Source organism: Acinetobacter sp. ANC 5054 (assembly GCF_002135295.1).
In the GTDB taxonomy this organism is placed as follows: Bacteria; Pseudomonadota; Gammaproteobacteria; order Pseudomonadales; family Moraxellaceae; genus Acinetobacter.
Map to the genome: position 1 here is coordinate 52391 of NZ_NEGG01000009.1, position 19049 is coordinate 71439.

Here is a 19049-nt window from a genome sequence, read left to right on the forward strand (position 1 = left end):
CTCCTGTTATTCAGCTACGATAGCTAAAGCATCATTTACGAGCTGAGCTTGTTGTTTTGCGTGCAAATATGGTGAACCACAAGCCGGTGCAGCAGAAGCTTCACGACCTGCATAACTAATACGAACTTGTTTGCCCGCTTTCATCACGTCGTCATATAGACGCGGAGCGATGAATAACCATGCACCTTGGTTCTTCGGTTCTTCTTGAGCCCAAACCAATTCTTTAACGTTTGGATATTGTGCAAGAACTTCAGCAAGACGTGCTTCTGGGTACGGATACAATTGTTCAATACGAACGATTGCTGTGTTGTTCAATTCTTTTTCACGACGTTTTTCAAGTAAGTCGTAGTAAACCTTACCACCACAAAGCACAAGACGAGTTACGTCTGACTTGTTGATGTTGTCGATTTCGTCGATCACAGTTTGGAATGTACCGTTTGCAAGCTCTTCTAAAGTAGACGTTGCAAGTTTGTGACGAAGAAGAGACTTCGGTGAAGTCACGATCATTGGCTTACGAATCGGACGAAGTGCTTGACGACGCATCGCATGGTAAATCTGCGCTGGTGTAGTCGGTGTGATCACTTGCATGTTTTCTTCAGCACATAACTGTAAGAAACGCTCTAAACGAGCTGATGAATGCTCAGGACCTTGACCTTCAAAGCCGTGTGGAAGAAGCATAGTCAGACCGCATACGCGTTCCCACTTGGTTTCGCCAGACGCGATGAACTGATCGATTACAACCTGTGCACAGTTTGCGAAGTCACCAAATTGCGCTTCCCAAATCACGAGGCTCTTCGGAAGAGTCGTTGCATAACCGTATTCGAATGCCAATACCGCCATTTCTGACAATAATGAGTCATAAATTGCAGTACGTGGTTGGTTTTCTTTCAAGTTACATAATGGAATGTAAGTTGAACCATCTACTTGGTTATGAAGTTTTGCATGACGGTGTGAGAATGTACCACGACCAACGTCTTCACCTGTTAAACGAACAAGGAAGCCTTCATCTAGAATAGTTGCGTAAGCTAAAGTTTCAGCAGCACCCCAGTTCAATGGCATTTCACCAGTCTGCATTTTCAGACGGTCATCAATCACTTTAGCAACCTGACGTTGCATCACGAAGCCTTCTGGAAGCTCGCGCATTTTCGCACCAAGCTCTTTTAGACGTTCGATTGGGAAAGTAGTATCCCATTTGTCTGTGTATTCGTGACCTAAATAAGGTTTCCAATCCACAAACATTTTTGTATTTGGTTCAAGTACAAGTGCATTCGCAACGTGTTTACCTGCTTCAAGGTCAGAACGATACTGTTCAACCATTGCATCAGCAGCAGCACGATCAAGCACGCCTTCTTGTACTAGTTTGTCAGCATAAAGCGTACGAGTAGTCGCTTTCTTCGTGATGACTTGATACATCATTGGCTGAGTTGCAGCTGGCTCGTCTGCTTCGTTATGACCACGACGACGGTAGCAGAACATGTCAATGACAACGTCTTTACGGAAAGTATGACGGAAATCATGTGCCAATTGTGAAACGAACAGTACCGATTCAGGATCATCACCATTTACATGGAAGATCGGTGCTTGGATCATTTTCGCAATGTCAGTACAATATTCTGTAGAACGCGCATCACGTGGATCAGATGTTGTAAAACCAACTTGGTTATTTACAACGATATGAACTGTACCACCTACTGTGTAACCACGAGTTTGTGACATTTGGAAGGTTTCTTGGTTTACACCTTGACCAGCAAATGCAGCATCACCGTGTACAATGATCGGTAATACATCATCACCACCAATGTCTTTACGACGTACTTGACGAGCACGTACAGAACCTTCTACTACAGGTCCAACGATTTCTAAGTGTGATGGGTTAAACGCTAATGCTAAGTGAACTTCGCCACCTGGAGTCATTACGTTTGAAGAGAAACCTTGGTGGTATTTAACGTCACCAGAACCTTTCTTATGAAGTGATTTACCTTCAAACTCACCAAATAGGTCAGCTGGGTTTTTACCCATGATGTTTACAAGAAGGTTTAGACGGCCACGGTGAGGCATACCGATCACAACTTCTTTACAACCAACAGAACCTGCGCGTTGAATAAGTTCATTCACCATAGGAATGAAAGATTCACCACCTTCAACACCGAAACGTTTCGCACCAACGAATTTGTTACCAAGGTATTTTTCAAGACCTTCAGCAGCAGTCAAGCGTTCTAAAACGTGTTTTTTCTGTTCTACGGTATAACCGAATTGACCACGTGCACCTTCAAGACGTTGTTGAATCCAACGTTTTTCTTTGGTATCAACAATGTGCATGTATTCAACACCAATAGAAGCAGTATATGTTGCTTCCATTGCTTGAACCATTTCGCCTAAAGTTGCTTCAGACTTACCGATTGCAAGGTTACCTGTATTGAAAACAGTGTCTAAATCAGACTGAGTCAAACCATGCGACGCAAGGTCAAGATCAGGCACGATTTCACGCTTAGCAAGACCAAGTGGATCTAATTTTGCGTTTTGATGACCACGGTTACGGTATGCGGCAATAAGTTGTAATACACCGATTTGACGGCGCTCATGTTCAGAGCTTACTGCACTTTGCACTACAGGCTGAACACGGCTTGAATTACGACCTAATAATAGGAATTGCTCACGTACATTGCTATGTGGCTGATCACCTTTCGGGAATTTATCGAAGTATGTACGCCAGTCAGCTTCCACTGAGTCTGGAGCGGTTAAATACTGCTCATAAAGTTCTTCAATATACGCTGCACTGTCAGCGCTAAGTTCAGTGTCAAGACGCAGTGCGTCAGCAACTTCTTGCATTTGTGGACCCATTTCCTATTGCAAAAACATTTCAGGATGCTTTTTAAGCGAACCCATGATTAATAATGTCAAATTGGTAACATGACATTAGTCCCCATTAGGCTGAAGCCATGAGGCGTTATCACTACATTAGGATTACCCAATGTGATTAATGAACAATAACGCCCTCAGCGGCATCATTACTCATTGAGAAATACCCGACAAATATCGGGCAATTTTTTGCAAATCGTCTTAGAAAAATTAAATTTAGACTGATTAACTTTTCTAAATCGACTTATCAACATTTATATACCGAGTTCAGAGGGTAATTTGTTGAAAAAATGTACCTATTTCAAACTCATTTTTCGCATATAGTGATTCTCTAAATGCTAACACGTCCAAACATTTTCAATTGATTTTTTTGACACATACCACCCATAAATTAGCAAAATACATTGTGCGTATTTTCATCTATGATATGGTGCTACAGATAAAAATATCTTTCAATTGAGACCAAAGTCTACGTCAATAAAACTTTAGCGACAGCACATAAAAATAAAAGAGAGCAGATATTACTATCCCCTCCCTTCTAATTACGTTACATAATAACATTTTCTAATGTTTTTGACAGACTTGAACGAGCGATTCATCAATAAATAACCATATACGCATCGTTTTATACTTTAAATCTATTTCATTTACGGTTAAAAGCAGTCCCAAGCGAATCAACCACATTATTTAGCTTGCACAATCATCAATTTTTCTTATGACAAAAAAAAAAGCGCACCAACTGGCACGCTTTTTTTTGAAGAATCTATTAGCCTAGATCTAAAAGCATGTTACGGATGTGACCGATTGCTTTAGTCGGGTTTAAACCCTTAGGACATACAGATACACAGTTCATAATACCTTTACAACGGAACAGCGAGAATGGGTCGTCAAGACGAGCCAAACGCTCTTGAGTTGCTGTATCACGAGAATCAATGATGAAACGATATGCGTTCAACAATGCTGAAGGACCCAAGAATTTGTCAGGGTTCCACCAGAATGATGGGCATGAAGTTGAACAACATGCACAAAGAATACATTCGTACAAACCATCAAGGTGCTCACGCTCTTCAGGAGACTGTAAACGCTCTTTAGGAGGTGCAGGTTGGTTGTTAATCAAGAACGGATGGATCTTGTCATATTGATCATAGAACTGATTCATATCTACAACCAAATCTTTCACTACTGGAAGACCTGGAAGTGGACGAATTGTAATTGTCTCAGGTAAGTCGTTTAGGTTCCAAAGACACGCTAAACCGTTTTTACCATTGATGTTTACACCATCAGAACCACAAATACCTTCACGGCACGAACGACGGAACGTTAAAGATTCGTCTTGTACTTTTAATGCTAGAAGCGCATCAAGCAACATACGGTGCTTGTCAGTCAACTCTAGTTTAAAAGTTTGCATGTACGGTGCTGCATCCTTATCAGGATCGTAGCGGTAGATATTAAATGTACGAGTACCTCTACTCATCTTACTTCTCCCTATTAGAATGTACGTGGTTTAGGTGGAATAGCGTCTACAGATAATGGCTTGTAACGTACTGGTTTGTACTCAAGACGGTTATCTACAGAGAACCATAAAGTGTGTTTCATCCACTCATCATCACGACGACCATATGGGTAGTCTGCATGATCAGGTGGTAATTCGAAATCTACCACTGTATGCGCACCACGACACTCTTTACGAGCAGCAGCCGAAATAAGCGTAGCTTTAGCAACTTCATACAAGTTTTCAACTTCTAGAGCTTCAACACGCGCAGTGTTAAATACTTTAGATTTGTCTTTCAAATGAATGTTACGTACACGAGGCTCAATCGCAAGAATTTGTTTCACGCCTTCTTCAAGAAGAGCAGATGTACGGAATACACCAGCGTGGTCTTGAACGATGTCACGAATTGCATCAGCAACTTCTTGAGCATTTTCACCTGAAGTAGATTCATCCAGGTGTTTAATACGTTTGAATGTATTCTCAAGCACAGTTGTAGGAAGCGGTGAATATTCATCACCGTGGTGTTTAGTTACGTAGTCAACAATATGTTCACCCGCAGCTTTACCAAATACAACCAAGTCAAGAAGTGAGTTTGTACCTAGACGGTTTGCGCCGTGTACAGACACACATGAACATTCACCGATTGCATAGAAACCTTTCACTGGTTTAGTGAAATTACGGTCGCCCGCATTGTGTGAATACACATCAGTTTCTTTATTGTAGTTCGCAACTAAAGCATCAGTTTCACGTGATACAGGAACAACAACTTGACCATGAATGTTTGTAGGAATACCACCCATTTGATAATGGATTGTAGGTACTACAGGAATTGGCTCTTTAGTGATGTCAACGTTCGCGAATTTCTTACCAATCTCAAATACAGATGGAAGACGTTTCATGATTGTTTCAGCACCCAAGTGCGTCATATCAAGCAAGATGTAGTCTTTCTTAGGACCACAGCCACGACCTTCTTTAATTTCTTGGTCCATAGAACGTGATACGAAGTCACGAGGAGCCAAGTCCTTAAGTGTCGGTGCATAGCGTTCCATGAACGGCTCACCAGCATCGTTACGAAGGATTGCACCTTCACCACGACAACCTTCTGTCAACAATACGCCTGCGCCAGCAACACCTGTTGGGTGGAATTGCCAGAATTCCATATCTTGTAATGGAATACCTGCACGCGCTGCCATACCAAGACCGTCACCAGTGTTGATATAAGCGTTAGTAGATGCACGGTAAACACGACCAGCACCACCAGTAGCGAACAATGTTGCTTTACCTTGGAATACTGCAATTTTACCAGTTTCTTGGTCAATTGCTGTAACACCAAGCACATCACCAGCTTCGTTACGAATAAGATCAAGCGCGATCCATTCTACGAAGAATTGAGTACCCATTTTCACGTTGCTTTGATAAAGCGTGTGAAGAAGCGCGTGACCTGTACGATCGGCAGCAGCACATGCACGTGGAACTGGTTTTTCACCATAGTTCGCAGCATGACCACCAAACGGACGTTGGTAAATAGTACCGTCAGCGTTACGGTCAAATGGCATACCAAGGTGTTCAAGTTCATATACAACTTGCGGTGCTTCACGAGTCATGAACTCGATTGCATCTTGGTCACCTAACCAGTCAGAACCTTTAACAGTGTCATAGAAGTGGTAGTGCCAGTTATCTTCTTGCATGTTACCAAGAGATGCACCAATACCGCCCTGCGCTGCTACAGTGTGTGAACGAGTTGGGAATACTTTAGTCAATACCGCAACTTTCAAACCAGCTTGAGCAAGTTGGTAAGAAGCACGCATACCTGAACCACCACCACCAACGATGACTGCATCGAAAGTTTGGTGTGGAATATTTGTGTAATCTTCTTTAGGGGTTATAGCGCCCATGATATTTTCCTATCAATTTGCCCAAAAAATCTGGATCGCCCAGATCGCGTATGCAAATACTGCAATAATCACTGCAGAAGTCAGCACCAAACGCAGACCGTTTGCTGATGGACCCATTTGACGAGTAGTTACATAGTCAGTAAATACTTGCCACATACCAATCCAAGCATGCGCAACAAGAGATAAGACAGACAACAAAGATAAAATCTTCATTGGTGTTGTCATCATAAAGCCATACCATTGTTCAAAATTGAATCCGCCATTGCATAGGATCCAACCCAGTACAACAATAGTATAAACAGCCAATACAACGGCACTTACGCGTTGGATAAACCAATCGCGTGAACCTGATCCTGTTAAACCTGTAGCACTTTTCATTAGAGAACAATCCATACAAATGCTGCAACAATACCGATTGCAGACAAGATCAATGAAATAGTAGCTGCGATACGACCACTTTGTAGTTCTTCAGCAACGCCAAGATCTGCAAATAGATGCTTGATACCACCAATGAGGTGATAGATTAAGCCGGCTACAAATACCCATACGACAAAACGCACAATGAAGCTATCAAACACAGCTTGCACTTGAGCAAAACCTTCAGGCGAAGATAAAGATTTGTCTAAAATCCAAAGTAGGACTGGTACGAGTAAAAATACGATAACACCTGATAGACGGTGTAAAATTGATGCAATAGCCACAGGGGATTTTAAGTTTACGTCTAAAACTTGACCCATGGACAAATTGACAGGTCTGTTGCTTTTCACAGCGGGCATCCTGTAAGTAAAAACTCCATCCGGAGTTTGTTGGAATTAATTCGTAGGAAAGCTGGCATCGTCAGACAATACAATATAATAAACTCTGCAGCTGTCTGATCTTATAAACGACAGGGAATTATAAAACGTGAACTATCAAAATACAAACGATCACATTTAGGTTTTTATTAAAAATTCTTTAAATAAGAATCATTAACAATAACTTTAACGCAGTAATATACATGTTAATTTAACAAAAAACCGACTATGTTATTGGTTTTAAAAAGTTAAATGGCAATTTCTTTCTTGTTCTAAAAGACATATTTAGTTGCTTTATATTTAGACTTAAGTTGAACAAAACTAAACCTTTATTTCCCCGCTTCATTTTAAAAGCATCAAGACAATTCGCCAAGTATTAATCACTAAAATAAATATCTACTATTTTTTTAAAAAATAAATATGAAAGATCATGAAGTGAAATAAGTACTTAGTCTGTGCATAAAAAATGATAATGGGTAAAACTCGCATACAAAATAAGCATTTTTGGTAAATTTAGAGAGGAATTTGCTGTCTTTTTAATCATTTCTTACAATCTAATGAGTCATTTTTTGATCAAACAAACTTTTTTAAAAGCTTCAGTTAGTCGTAATAATTATGAATAAGAAAAGATCAATTTAGATCAAGGAATAGCTGTAAGTTACGAAAAATATAATATTTTAGGTAAATCTCCCTCTTGTAAATCCACAATGTCTCAGAGTTTTTATGAATTAAATATTGCTTACAATTAAGACAACAGTCTTTTGAAAATCTGCACCTCCCCTTTAATTTGACTTATTATACTGCGTCGGCACTGTGATTAGACTCATTTTTTAAGCGGATATTTTGTGATGCAGTTCCATATAGAACTGTACTTTTTATCCATAAGTATAATTGACAAAATTTCAGTTCCCTCTAATCTTAGAGCAAATTTTTGATCCGTCTGATTCTCGCATTAAAAGATTAGTACTGAGTCAGATAAACATTCACCAGGACAGGAGATCTATTGAATGTCTGAAGCAACTGGCAAAAAAGCCGTTTTACAGCTTGATGGCAAAGAAATTGACTTACCAATTTACAGTGGCACTTTAGGCCCAGATGTAATTGACGTTAAAGATGTGTTGGCCGCAGGTCACTTTACTTTTGATCCTGGTTTTGTCTCAACGGCTGCTTGTGAATCTAAAATCACTTTCATTGATGGCGGTAAAGGTGTTCTTTTACACCGTGGCTACCCAATCGACCAGCTTGCTACTAAAGCAGACTACTTAGAAACTTGCTACCTTCTATTGAATGGCGAGCTTCCAACTGCTGAACAAAAAGTTCAATTTGACGCTAAAGTTCGTAACCACACTATGGTTCACGATCAAGTTAGCCGTTTCTTCAATGGTTTCCGTCGTGACGCGCATCCAATGGCGATCATGTGTGGTGTTGTTGGTGCGCTTTCTGCGTTCTATCACAACGGTTTCGATGTTGAAAACATTGACCACCGCGAAATCACTGCTATTCGCTTAATCGCTAAAGTACCTACTTTAGCTGCTTGGACTTACAAATACACAGTAGGCCAACCATTCGTTTACCCACGTAACGATTTAAGCTACGCAGAAAACTTCTTGTACATGATGTTTGCTACTCCTGCAGACCGTGACTACAAAGTTGACCCTATTCTTGCTAAAGCAATGGACCGTATCTTTACGCTTCATGCTGACCACGAACAAAATGCGTCTACATCTACTGTACGTCTTGCTGGTTCTACTGGCGCTAACCCGTATGCATGTATTGCTGCTGGTATCGCGGCTCTATGGGGACCTGCTCACGGCGGCGCGAACGAAGCTGTTCTTAAGATGCTTGATGAAATCGGCACTGTAGAAAACGTTGCTCCGTTCATGGAAAAAGTGAAAACTAAAGAAGTTAAACTTATGGGCTTCGGTCACCGAGTTTACAAAAACTTCGATCCACGTGCGAAAGTAATGAAAGAAACTTGTGACGAAGTGTTAACTGCACTTGGTATCAACGATCCGCAACTTGCTTTGGCTATGGAACTTGAACGTATTGCGCTTTCTGACGAATACTTCATCAAACGTAACCTTTACCCGAACGTAGACTTCTACTCAGGTATCATCCTTAAAGCGATTGGTATCCCGACTGAAATGTTTACTGTAATCTTCGCTCTTGCACGTACAGTTGGTTGGATCAGCCACTGGTTAGAAATGCACAGCGCTGCTTACAAAATCGGTCGTCCACGTCAACTTTACACTGGTGAAGTTCAACGTGACATCCAAGGTCGTTAATTCGCAAGAATTGTTCGATTTAAAAAACCGCCCTTGTGGCGGTTTTTTTATGCTTTGTAATAAGTTCCCATCTTTGATGTAATTGTTCTTTTTGATGAATCCCCCGCATTACAGCTAAAATTATTCAAATTCATTATGACATACAAGAAATAATATTTTGTTCATGCCTAAATAACTATGCAGCATAATCTGTTTTAGCTTTCAAAAAGCCAAAATAAAAAAAGCCTAACTTCATGTTGAAATTAGGCTGCAAACAAATTTTTTAGTCATTTTATTAAACGCAGAATTTAAGCAACAGTGTCGTAATCCTCTAGATTTACCTGAGCTAAACGCTGTTTTAAATGGCTCAGTGACCAAGGCCATGCAGCAAAATTGCGTCCATTGGCATCAAGGTAATAGCTTTTACATCCCCCACGATTAAATACAGTGGTCTGTAGATGCGTTTGTACTTTCGCATTGTGATAAGCCAATACTTTCGGCTTAATTTCTAATCGCTGGATTTTATTTTGCTTCATTTTCACCAAGGCATCGACGATATACCCCACTTGGGCCTCGGCAATACCGATGAATGAGTCATAGACCAAAATATTTGGACCAAGGACCAAGAACGCATTTGGCACTTGGGCAATACTGGTGCCCAAGAAGGCTTCAGGTGAACTGTTTTTCCAAAGTTCAGACAGCAACTGCCCTTGAGCATTTTTGACACGTCGACCAATCGGTGGATGTGACACTTCAAAACCTGTGCCCCAAATAATCACATCCACTTCAAAACGCTCCCCATTGGCAGCAATCACCGTATTACCTTCAATCTCAACCAGACCATGTGGAATCAAATCCACATTGGGTTGTTGCAGCGCTGGATAATAGTTATTGGCAAACAGTAAGCGCTTACAACCAATCGAAAAATTTGGCGTGACTTTTTCGCGCAGGTCATCATTTTGAATTTGTAATTTCAGTAATTGACGTCCCAAATAGTTTATCGGCTCAAGTAAGGTCGGATTACGCAAACCTAAATTTATGCCATTTAAAATTTTTGCGACACTTTTACGCCATGTATCCTGAATTTTGGGGAAACGTGTCATTAATCCTTTTGCACGATCATTGAGTGGAAAATCCGCTTTTGGCAACACCCAAGGCGCTGTACGTTGAAATACCACCACATTTTTAGCAATAGGCTGTATTTGAGGAATAAATTGGATGGCTGAAGCACCCGTACCGATTACCGCAATGCGCTTGTCGGTTAAATCAAATTGATGATTCCAACGTGCTGAATGGAACATCTCACCTTTAAAGCTTTCAATACCTTTAATCTTTGGAATTTGTGGTTCTGTAATTGGCCCTGTTGAGAAAATCACGGTTCGAGCAATGTAGGGACCTCTAGACGTTTCTAATTGCCATTGCTTCAGATCTTCATTCCATTCTGCATGCTTTAATTCGCAGTTAAATTGAATGTTTGGATATAAGCCTTGCTGCTCAGCCACATCTTCTAAATAATTTAAAATCTCGGGCTGCTTGGCAAATAAGTGGCTCCATTGATGGCTAGGCGCAAAGGAAAAAGAATACAGTGCAGAAGGCACATCGCAACCACACCCTGGATAAGTATTGTCACGCCAAGTTCCGCCAACCCGATTGGCTTTTTCTAACACGATATAGTCGTGGTAGCCCTGCTCATTCATGCGATGTGCCGCAGCCAAACCCGATATACCCGCACCAATCACAATGGTGTCATAGACCCGAATCTCTTGATTCACTTGGTCTTCTTGAACTTGCTGCGGCTTCGTAGTTTTATTCGTTTCTGATTTTTTACCTGAACTTCGACCAGTTGCCGCTTTTGCAGTAACTTTAACTTCTTTTGGTTGTGGTTTTTCTTGCTCTAATGCTTTTACATCTTCTTCATGCAATTGTGTCGGCATATTCATACATTTGCTCCCGACTTTTTAATATAAGTATTGAATAGTGGATAACCCACGCCCAGTAAGCGTGTATACATTTGCGGTGATAAGCGTTTCAACCACCAAAATAGCTTGGCATCGGGTTGAGGAATGGTATACAGCTTGCCTGCGTCTAAATTATCTAAGCTTTGCTTTGCCACATCATGACTCGTCGTGAATGCATGGTTCATTAACAACTGATCTGCCAGACCCGAATAACGACTGGGCAAACGACCATTTTTCATTATGTTTGTTGGTACCAACGTTGGGCAAAGTACATTGACGCGAATATTCGCAGAACGTAATTCGGCAGATAGTGTTTCAGACAATGCCAGTACACTTGATTTCGTCACGTTATACGCCGTCATTTCAGGAGCTGCAGTATATGCTGCCGCTGAAGCCACATTGATAATTGCTCCACCCGATTTATTGCGTTTCAGTTGGGGTACAAAATAATGACAGCCATGTATCACTCCCCATAAGTTGACATGCATACACCATTGCCAATCGTCCAAGCTCAATTCATCAAACTTACCTCCGAGACCCACGCCTGCATTATTAATCACTAAGGACACAGGATGACCCAAGAGCTGTTCAGCTTGTTCTGCCAGTGCTGCGACTTGTTCAGCATTTCCAACATCACATTGCACAGCATATGCCTGCGAAGATGTTAGAGATTGAATTTGATCTACGGTTTCTTGTGCGGCATCGAATTGAATATCGGCGCACACCACCGTTCCACCTCGACGTGCCAATTCAAGTGCATAACTGCGTCCAATACCACTGCCCGCACCCGTGACCACGGCATATGCTTGAGAGCTTGGTCGAGACTTTTTCTGAAATAAACCCATATTTATCTTCCTTTTTATACTTTTAATGCAGGTGTAAATTCTTTGACAAAATACGGCGTCAACACACCATCCGCAGGGTTCAACAAGGTTTTTTTGTAATACTCAAGGAAAGCAGAGGTATCGTGGTCATTCGGATGAAAACTAGGACGCAAATAGTCAAATATATGTTTAATGCTGCTGCCATAAACACCATCTTTTAAACCGAAGATCAACCCCACACTTCGTGGTAGATCTTTCCAATATGCCAAGCTCACTAAGTTTGAAGGCTTGCGATAAAATGGGACAAAGAATGATGCAAATGAAATCAACACTAAGATGGTAAAGAGAGCCGGAAAAAAGCCAGCAACGCGTAAGGCATAGTTATTTGAAAGCTTTTGAAACACATCATAGGCAATATCTTTATGCTCAGATTCCTCTAACATATGCCACATCCAAATGGCGCGCTGCTTTTCATCTTGTGAGCTAAAAAAAACGTCTTCATGATTCATCATGTATTCAGCAAGCACTGCTGTAAAATGCTCAATCGCTGCCATTAATGATAATTTCATTGGCTGTGGTAAACGCTCGAATCCATATTCAAAGACATAATGTTCAAGCTTTCTGAACAGAGAGACTGGTAAACCTTGTAATAGATAAGCATCATTCAATTCCTCATGCATCCGTGAATGAATGGCTTCTTGTCCGATTAATGACGTTACACGTTGTCTCAATAATGGGTCATCAATAAAATCTCGGTGATAACGCGCGGTATCAATCACCAAATCTTCACCGCGTGTTAGAAAAATCGACAATGAACCAAAGTAAGCACTCGCCAACTCTGCATTCATATAAAATTTTGGATCAATTTTTTTCGCCTCAAAATTGAACTTCATATGGCGAATAGGAACAACAGCAGATTGTTTTGCCGCATCAAAAGCTGGACCAGAAAATACGCGCGCTAAGGTTTTTTTAATCGGTTGAAAAGCACTCATAGTTTTTCTCTCAATGTAGGTGTTTTTCTAGCCAGACCTCATGTCAAAAATCTAGAAATACACATGTATTGAGCTTCAAACTAAGGGAGATAAAAGCCAAGACCATTAGCAAAATCGACCTCTCGATTTGCAATTTTGCTCAATTATTTTCTTTGTTAGACAATCCTGAAAGCAACCATGCTATATAGCTCAAAAGCTTGTCATTACAGGTCATGCGAAGTTTTACTATTTTTATGTTATGGCTGGATTTTATGTACTTCGCCTGTTGCAGATTGATACACCCATTGGTGATCAAACAGACTTTCATCCAAATGATCGAGTCGAAAATTCCCGATAGCGACGGCATAAAAACCATTGCCCTGTTGTTTCAGTGCCGTGATTTCTTGCATTAAATCCTCGGTTAATTGTCCCATAATAAAATCGGAAATCACCACAATATCTGCCTGAGTAAAACTCGGTTGCTGAATCATCTCGACCGCATGTTGCATCGCAGGAATAATATCTGTTCCACCATGAAATGATTGTCCCAAGAAATGAATCACATCATCCAATGAGCCTTCTTGCTGTAAATTAAGCGCAGTAATATTGGTCGAAAAATTCACAAGGTACATGGCACGTTTTTCACGTAAAGCTTGGATCGAAAGATATAAACAAATGGCTTTGGAAATGAGTTCAGGTTGCCCATTCATCGAGCCACTGGTATCCAGACAAACCACCATCGGACCTTTTTGTCCCATACGCTTTTTTGCATGATGCGGATCTTCAATTACACGCCCACTTTGCTGCCCCTGCATATTGAAACTCATTAAATTGGCTTCAAGGAATTTCAAATCAAATAAAATCTGCAAGTCAGGATCGGCTAGTAATGCCAGCTCACTGGGCAAAGCAAGACTTAGATCTTGAGCGAGTTTAATCCCCGTAATTTCTTCATGTGCAGCTTGCTCATGCATTAATACATCGGGTGAAATACTTTGCTGTGCTGACATGCGCTTACGCGGTAAATTTGGCTGTGCACTCCCAATCATGCGACAAAGTCGTTTCAACTCTTGATCTTGTTCTAAAAAATTTGCCCACTGTTCAAAATGCTGCATATCCTGTTCAGTCAGACGACCTTTGGAATAATCAATAAAGATGCCTGTTTCAAAGCCCAAACTGTCATGGTGTTTGGCCATTTTAGACAAAGTCGCAAGAAAATCTTTGATCTCATCTAAAAATGCATCACGCTGTAAACGTAGCTGTTCAAACTCCCAATGTGCAATGGCTTCAGTCAATTTACGCTGCCATTTTTCTTTTAACAGCACGCTTTGAAGTTGAATACTTTGCGGACTAAAAGAGCTGCTGTTAGCAGCGTTTTGCCAAAACTCAGTCAGCTCAGGCACACCCAAAGTTTGCATAAAAGCCGTGTAATCGGTACTCAGTTGTTTTAATTGCCCATAATCAAAGCAGTCTTGAGCTAACCATCCCTCTAGCTGCTGCTGTTCAGTTAAATATGGATGTTGCTGATCTAAATTAGACTTGGCTTGAAACGCCCATTCTTGAATTTTCTGATCGAGTTTTCTTGCAACTTTGTCATCAGCCAACCAGTGTTTCAGCGTCGATTGTCCCAACTCATCATACAACTGTGAACTGAGCTGCTCGATTGCCTGCTGTGTACGCTGCTTGGACGCTTTTAACTGCGACATAACTGTTCCAAACGGTCACAGTCTTGTCGTTGAAGCTGATAACGCGCCTGCTGTTGTTGAATGGCATGATGAAGCTTTTCAATTTCCGATTCGGCGACAAATACTGATTTAAAAGATTCTTTTTGTTCTAAGTAACGTGCAGACAAGGTTTGGGCTTCTTGAGCAAACCGAGCTTTTAATGTCTGTACTTCATGCAAAAGATCATATTTATCCTGTGCGGAAAGTTCAGTCCGCGGACTACCTTTCGTGTGCTTAATATAAGGTGTCACAACTTCTTCAAGTCCGTAATATCCTCCTTTTAAGGTACAGACACGTGACCCATTAAAATTACACACAATGCCACGAACTTCTTCCCCAGTTTCATCCAAGGCAAAGAAATCCTTTTTACTGTCCATTTTATCCAATTCAAGATAAAGCAATTTGTCTTTGTAGTGGCGATCCAAATTGGTCACTGCACGTAGATAATCCTTACCCTGAATCAGATAACATTCATATACATCGTCGGTATAATAAAAATGATTCAGCACTTTCTGCTCCAGCATATCTTTATCGTCAATCAATTGTTCTAAAGACAATCCATCATTGAGTCCTTGTTCTGCCAATATCTCATCAATCTGCTGTGTTACAAATTCAATATCTTCCGCTTGATTCCATAAGCAATGTTTTAAAATTAAAAGGTCACTCAAAATCACTTGATCTCGATCATTTAAGAAAGCACACGTCTTGACCAAATAAGCAACTCGCTGCCAACGGCGGTCAGAAACATACACCACATGATCTTCAAAATTATGAGCAAGACGCGCCTTTAAGGCATCAAAAATTTTTAAGATTGCAATCGGCAATTCCACCTGATGAATTTGCTCACGCCAATCTGCAAGTTCAGATTTTTTTATTTTTAAACTCGGCTCAACCTGCACAGTGACTTGGGTCGGCTGCGCTTGTAATAAGGCATGAAAATTCTGTACTTCAGCAATGGGCGAAACTTCTAACCTTAAAATAAAACGGTCATATAAAGCATCGAGCCCTTGATTCGGTTCTGGAATTTCATTCGATGCGCTCATCAGTACATTTAATGGCACCTTTTGAATCAACTCACCATTTTTAAAACTACGCTCATTCACCAAGGTTAATAAGGTATTTAAAATGGCTGGACTGGCTTTCCAAATTTCATCTAAAAATGCAAAGTCTGCACGCGGTAAATAATGTTCTGTTTTACGGATGTATTGATCTTCTTTAAGCGCCTTAATGGACACTGGCCCAAAAATTTCTTCAGGCGTACTAAAGCGATTCATTAAATATTCAAAATAGTCATGCACTTCAAATGCTGAAGCGATTCGTCTTGAAATTAAACTTTTTGCAGTTCCCGGCAAACCATACAAAAAGGTATTCACCCCTGCTACACCCGCCAGCAGACTTAAAGCAATAATCTGCTCGCGCTCATACATATTTTTGCTGATTTCAGAAATTAAAGTATTGATCCGAGCTTGCATATCGCCATCGAGAAAACCGAAAACCAAATTGTAACGCCCAAAACACAATTACGCTGCAATTGATCGCAATTTATAACGCATTATCCACAGCATTCAGTGCTTGAACATTTTAATTTCAAGTGATATTACACAGTGATAGCTCTCTCCATTTGACCTTTATTTTTTATGTTTAAACTCATTCCCGCACTGATTCGACTGTTAAAACTGGATCGCTTTAAATGGCGACCTTTAACATCTGGCGAAATTACCATGTGCCAAAGTGTGTTCGGAGATTTGATTAATTATGAACAAGTCAAAGTGATGAACCATCCATTTTTACCTTGGCAAGCATCCAATGTGGTCATGGCGCCCAGTGGTTATATTCATGCACGTAACTTGCTCTATAAAGATGATTACGCCAAAGAAAGTTTAGGTTTTCGCGCACTGTTTATCCATGAAATGGCGCACGTCTATCAATATCAAAAAAATATCAATGTCTTGGCATTGGGTGCAGTTTTGCAATTTGCCTATTTTATGAGTGCAAAAAAATACAATCCGTATCGCTATCAACTTCAGCCCAATAAAGGTTTTTTTGATTACAACATTGAACAGCAAGGCGATATTGCGCGAGATATTTATTTAAAACGGATCGACAATATTATTTTGCAAACTAACGCTTCCGACTAAATTTCTACTGAATAAAGTGCGACAAGTTCTGTGCGAATGACAGTACGGATCATTGAATAATTATTGAATGTCGAAATCGATCAAAAATACGGTGTATCGAAATTCTAAAGGTCATTTATGTGTAAATTTTCAGCATTAAAAATTGCTTCGTACACAATATCTCACGCTTCGCTTTGAAAAGCTTGGAATAACTCTAGTATCTCGCTTAATTTCAGATAAAATAAGCTTACCGAATTTTTTGCCTTGCAAGAAATAGGTTTGATTATCATACGATGATGGTGTTTTGTTTTCGCCTTTCGGCAGTATTTTCGTGTCTAAATACACTCGCTGAATAAATACAATAATACAAATCAGTGTGTTTAGTGTATTCACCTATAGGAATAGGATTTAGTTGGAATGAATAGTTTTAAAATTGCACTTGCCCAGTTCTCTCCGCATATTGGTAACTTAGAATCAAACGCAGCTAAAATGCTTCAACAAGCAAATGCAGCAAAAGAACAGAACACAGATATTATTGTTTTCCCAGAACTTTCGACTGTTGGCTACCCTGCTGAAGATTTATTACTACGTCCAAGTTTAAACAAACGCACGCAACAAGCGTTTGAACAATTGGCGACAATTAAAGATATCGTTTTGGTTTTTGGTTTTGTCAATCAAACTGAAGATGGTCAACGTTATAACTCTGCTGCTGTCATGAAAAATGGACAAGTTTTAGGGATCTACAATAAGCAAAATCTACCGAACTACAGTGTATTTGATGAAAAGCGCTATTTCAGCGAAGGCCATCAACATTTGGTATTTGAATACCTTGGTCACAAATTTGGTGTTTTAATTTGCGAAGATGTTTGGGCACTTCCTACTGTTCAGCAATTGGCTCAGCTTAATGTTGAAACCGCTTTGGTTTTAAATGCTTCACCTTATGAAGTAGGTAAACCGCAGCACCGTATTGAAACCATGTCTGCATTGACCAAACAATTAAACATGAACTTGGTTTACTGTAACCAAGTGGGTGGTCAAGACGATCTTGTATTTGATGGCACAAGCTTTGTGATGAACAATGCAGGTGAAGTCGTTGTTCAAGCACCGAGCTTTGCTGAAGATGTATTTATTGCAGAATATGATGCTGAACAAAAAGCATTCAAAAAAGGTGCGATTACACCTGTACTTGGCACAATGGCTGAAATCTACCAAAGCTTAGTGGTTGGTACACGTGATTATATTCAACGTTCAGGTTTCCCTGGTGTCATTCTAGGTTTATCTGGCGGTATTGACTCTGCATTAACTTTGGCGATTGCTGCTGATGCGATTGGTGCAGATAAAGTCCAAGCCGTTATGATGCCATATACCTATACGGCGCAAATCAGTGTTGAAGATGCCGCTGAACAAGCGAAAACCATGGGTGTTACTTTCGGAATTGCCGAAATCAATCCAATCGTAAATGGCTTTATGCAAACGCTGTTCCCATTCTTTGGTGACTCACCTGCGGATGCAACTGAAGAAAACTTGCAAGCACGCTCACGTGGCACGCTGCTTATGGCGCTTTCAAATAAATTTGGCAACCTTGTGCTTTCTACAGGTAACAAATCTGAACTTTCTGTAGGTTACTGCACACTATACGGCGACATGGTTGGTGGTTATGCGGTATTGAAAGATGTGTATAAAACCATTGTGTTTGAACTTGCGAAATACCGTAACAGCATTGCAGATAAACCGGTTATTCCTGAGCGTGTGATTACTCGTCCACCTTCAGCTGAACTTCGTCCAGATCAAAAAGACCAAGACTCTTTACCTGAGTACGAAGTACTGGATGCAATCTTGTATGCATACATCGAAGAAGATATGAGCCAAGACGACATTATTGCCAAAGGCTTTGATGCTGAGGTTGTGAAGAAAGTGATTCGCTTAGTCGACTTAAATGAATACAAACGTCGTCAAGGTGCGATTGGCCCACGTATCAGCTCACGTGCTTATAGCCGTGAACGTCGCTACCCAATCGTTAATGGTTGGAAACCTGGCGTTTAATTTGCCCTAAGCCTATAGAAGTACAAAAAAGCTCAGTCAACGACTGGGCTTTTTTATCAGTAAAATTTAATAAAAATAGTCAGTTTTGAAAAATACACAAATAAAAACGAA

At 40.5% G+C, this 19049-nt stretch carries 13 protein-coding genes; 3 read left to right on the top strand and 10 right to left on the bottom strand.

Annotated features, from left to right (window positions below; genetic code table 11):
* Positions 1-6 precede the first annotated feature (6 nt).
* From B9T33_RS10440 to sdhC, 5 genes are all read right to left on the bottom strand, one after another.
* The gene (locus B9T33_RS10440) at positions 7-2829 is read right to left on the bottom strand and encodes a 2-oxoglutarate dehydrogenase E1 component (RefSeq protein ID WP_086178914.1); all 2823 of its coding nucleotides are present in this window, start codon (positions 2827-2829) and stop codon (positions 7-9) included.
* A 796-nt stretch (positions 2830-3625) separates the two neighbouring features.
* A complete protein-coding gene (locus tag B9T33_RS10445; protein ID WP_086178842.1) occupies positions 3626-4333 on the bottom strand; it encodes a succinate dehydrogenase iron-sulfur subunit in 708 nt (235 codons plus the stop codon).
* Between the two features lie 14 nt (positions 4334-4347).
* Positions 4348-6246: an FAD-binding protein gene (locus B9T33_RS10450; RefSeq protein WP_086178843.1), complete on the bottom strand. Its 1899-nt coding sequence runs from the start codon at positions 6244-6246 to the stop codon at positions 4348-4350.
* A gap of 12 nt (positions 6247-6258) precedes the next feature.
* The gene (sdhD, locus tag B9T33_RS10455; protein WP_086178844.1) at positions 6259-6624 is read right to left on the bottom strand and encodes a succinate dehydrogenase, hydrophobic membrane anchor protein; all 366 of its coding nucleotides are present in this window, start codon (positions 6622-6624) and stop codon (positions 6259-6261) included.
* The gene (gene sdhC, locus B9T33_RS10460) at positions 6624-7022 is read right to left on the bottom strand and encodes a succinate dehydrogenase, cytochrome b556 subunit (RefSeq protein WP_078192993.1); all 399 of its coding nucleotides are present in this window, start codon (positions 7020-7022) and stop codon (positions 6624-6626) included. Before sdhC ends, sdhD begins: the two co-directional genes overlap by 1 nt.
* A 1025-nt stretch (positions 7023-8047) precedes the next feature.
* On the opposite strand from sdhC, the gene gltA reads away from it, so the two are divergent.
* Positions 8048-9325 carry a citrate synthase gene (gene gltA, locus B9T33_RS10465; protein WP_086178845.1) on the top strand — a complete coding sequence of 426 codons (1278 nt, stop codon included), beginning with the start codon at positions 8048-8050 and terminating at the stop codon, positions 9323-9325.
* 287 nt (positions 9326-9612) lie between these two features.
* Here the strand turns inward: gltA and B9T33_RS10470 are convergent, their stop codons facing one another.
* The 5 genes from B9T33_RS10470 to B9T33_RS10490 all read right to left on the bottom strand — a co-directional run bounded on the left by B9T33_RS10470 (position 9613) and on the right by B9T33_RS10490 (position 16277).
* A complete protein-coding gene (locus B9T33_RS10470; RefSeq protein WP_086178846.1) occupies positions 9613-11244 on the bottom strand; it encodes a flavin-containing monooxygenase in 1632 nt (543 codons plus the stop codon).
* Positions 11241-12107 carry an SDR family NAD(P)-dependent oxidoreductase gene (locus tag B9T33_RS10475; RefSeq protein ID WP_086178847.1) on the bottom strand — a complete coding sequence of 289 codons (867 nt, stop codon included), beginning with the start codon at positions 12105-12107 and terminating at the stop codon, positions 11241-11243. Before B9T33_RS10475 ends, B9T33_RS10470 begins: the two co-directional genes overlap by 4 nt.
* Positions 12108-12121: 14 nt before the next feature.
* Entirely contained in the window at positions 12122-13078 is a 957-nt protein-coding gene (locus tag B9T33_RS10480; protein ID WP_086178848.1) for a metal-dependent hydrolase, read from the bottom strand.
* Between the two features lie 236 nt (positions 13079-13314).
* Positions 13315-14760, bottom strand: coding sequence for a VWA domain-containing protein (locus tag B9T33_RS10485; RefSeq protein WP_086178849.1), 1446 nt, complete (start codon positions 14758-14760; stop codon positions 13315-13317).
* Entirely contained in the window at positions 14748-16277 is a 1530-nt protein-coding gene (locus B9T33_RS10490; RefSeq protein WP_228145814.1) for an AAA family ATPase, read from the bottom strand. The genes B9T33_RS10485 and B9T33_RS10490 overlap by 13 nt, the downstream gene beginning before the upstream one ends.
* A gap of 138 nt (positions 16278-16415) precedes the next feature.
* On the opposite strand from B9T33_RS10490, the gene B9T33_RS10495 reads away from it, so the two are divergent.
* Together B9T33_RS10495 and B9T33_RS10500 are read left to right on the top strand one after the other, a co-directional pair.
* A complete protein-coding gene (locus tag B9T33_RS10495; protein ID WP_086178850.1) occupies positions 16416-16916 on the top strand; it encodes a hypothetical protein in 501 nt (166 codons plus the stop codon).
* 396 nt (positions 16917-17312) lie between these two features.
* The gene (locus B9T33_RS10500; protein ID WP_086178851.1) at positions 17313-18938 is read left to right on the top strand and encodes an NAD+ synthase; all 1626 of its coding nucleotides are present in this window, start codon (positions 17313-17315) and stop codon (positions 18936-18938) included.
* Positions 18939-19049 lie beyond the last annotated feature (111 nt).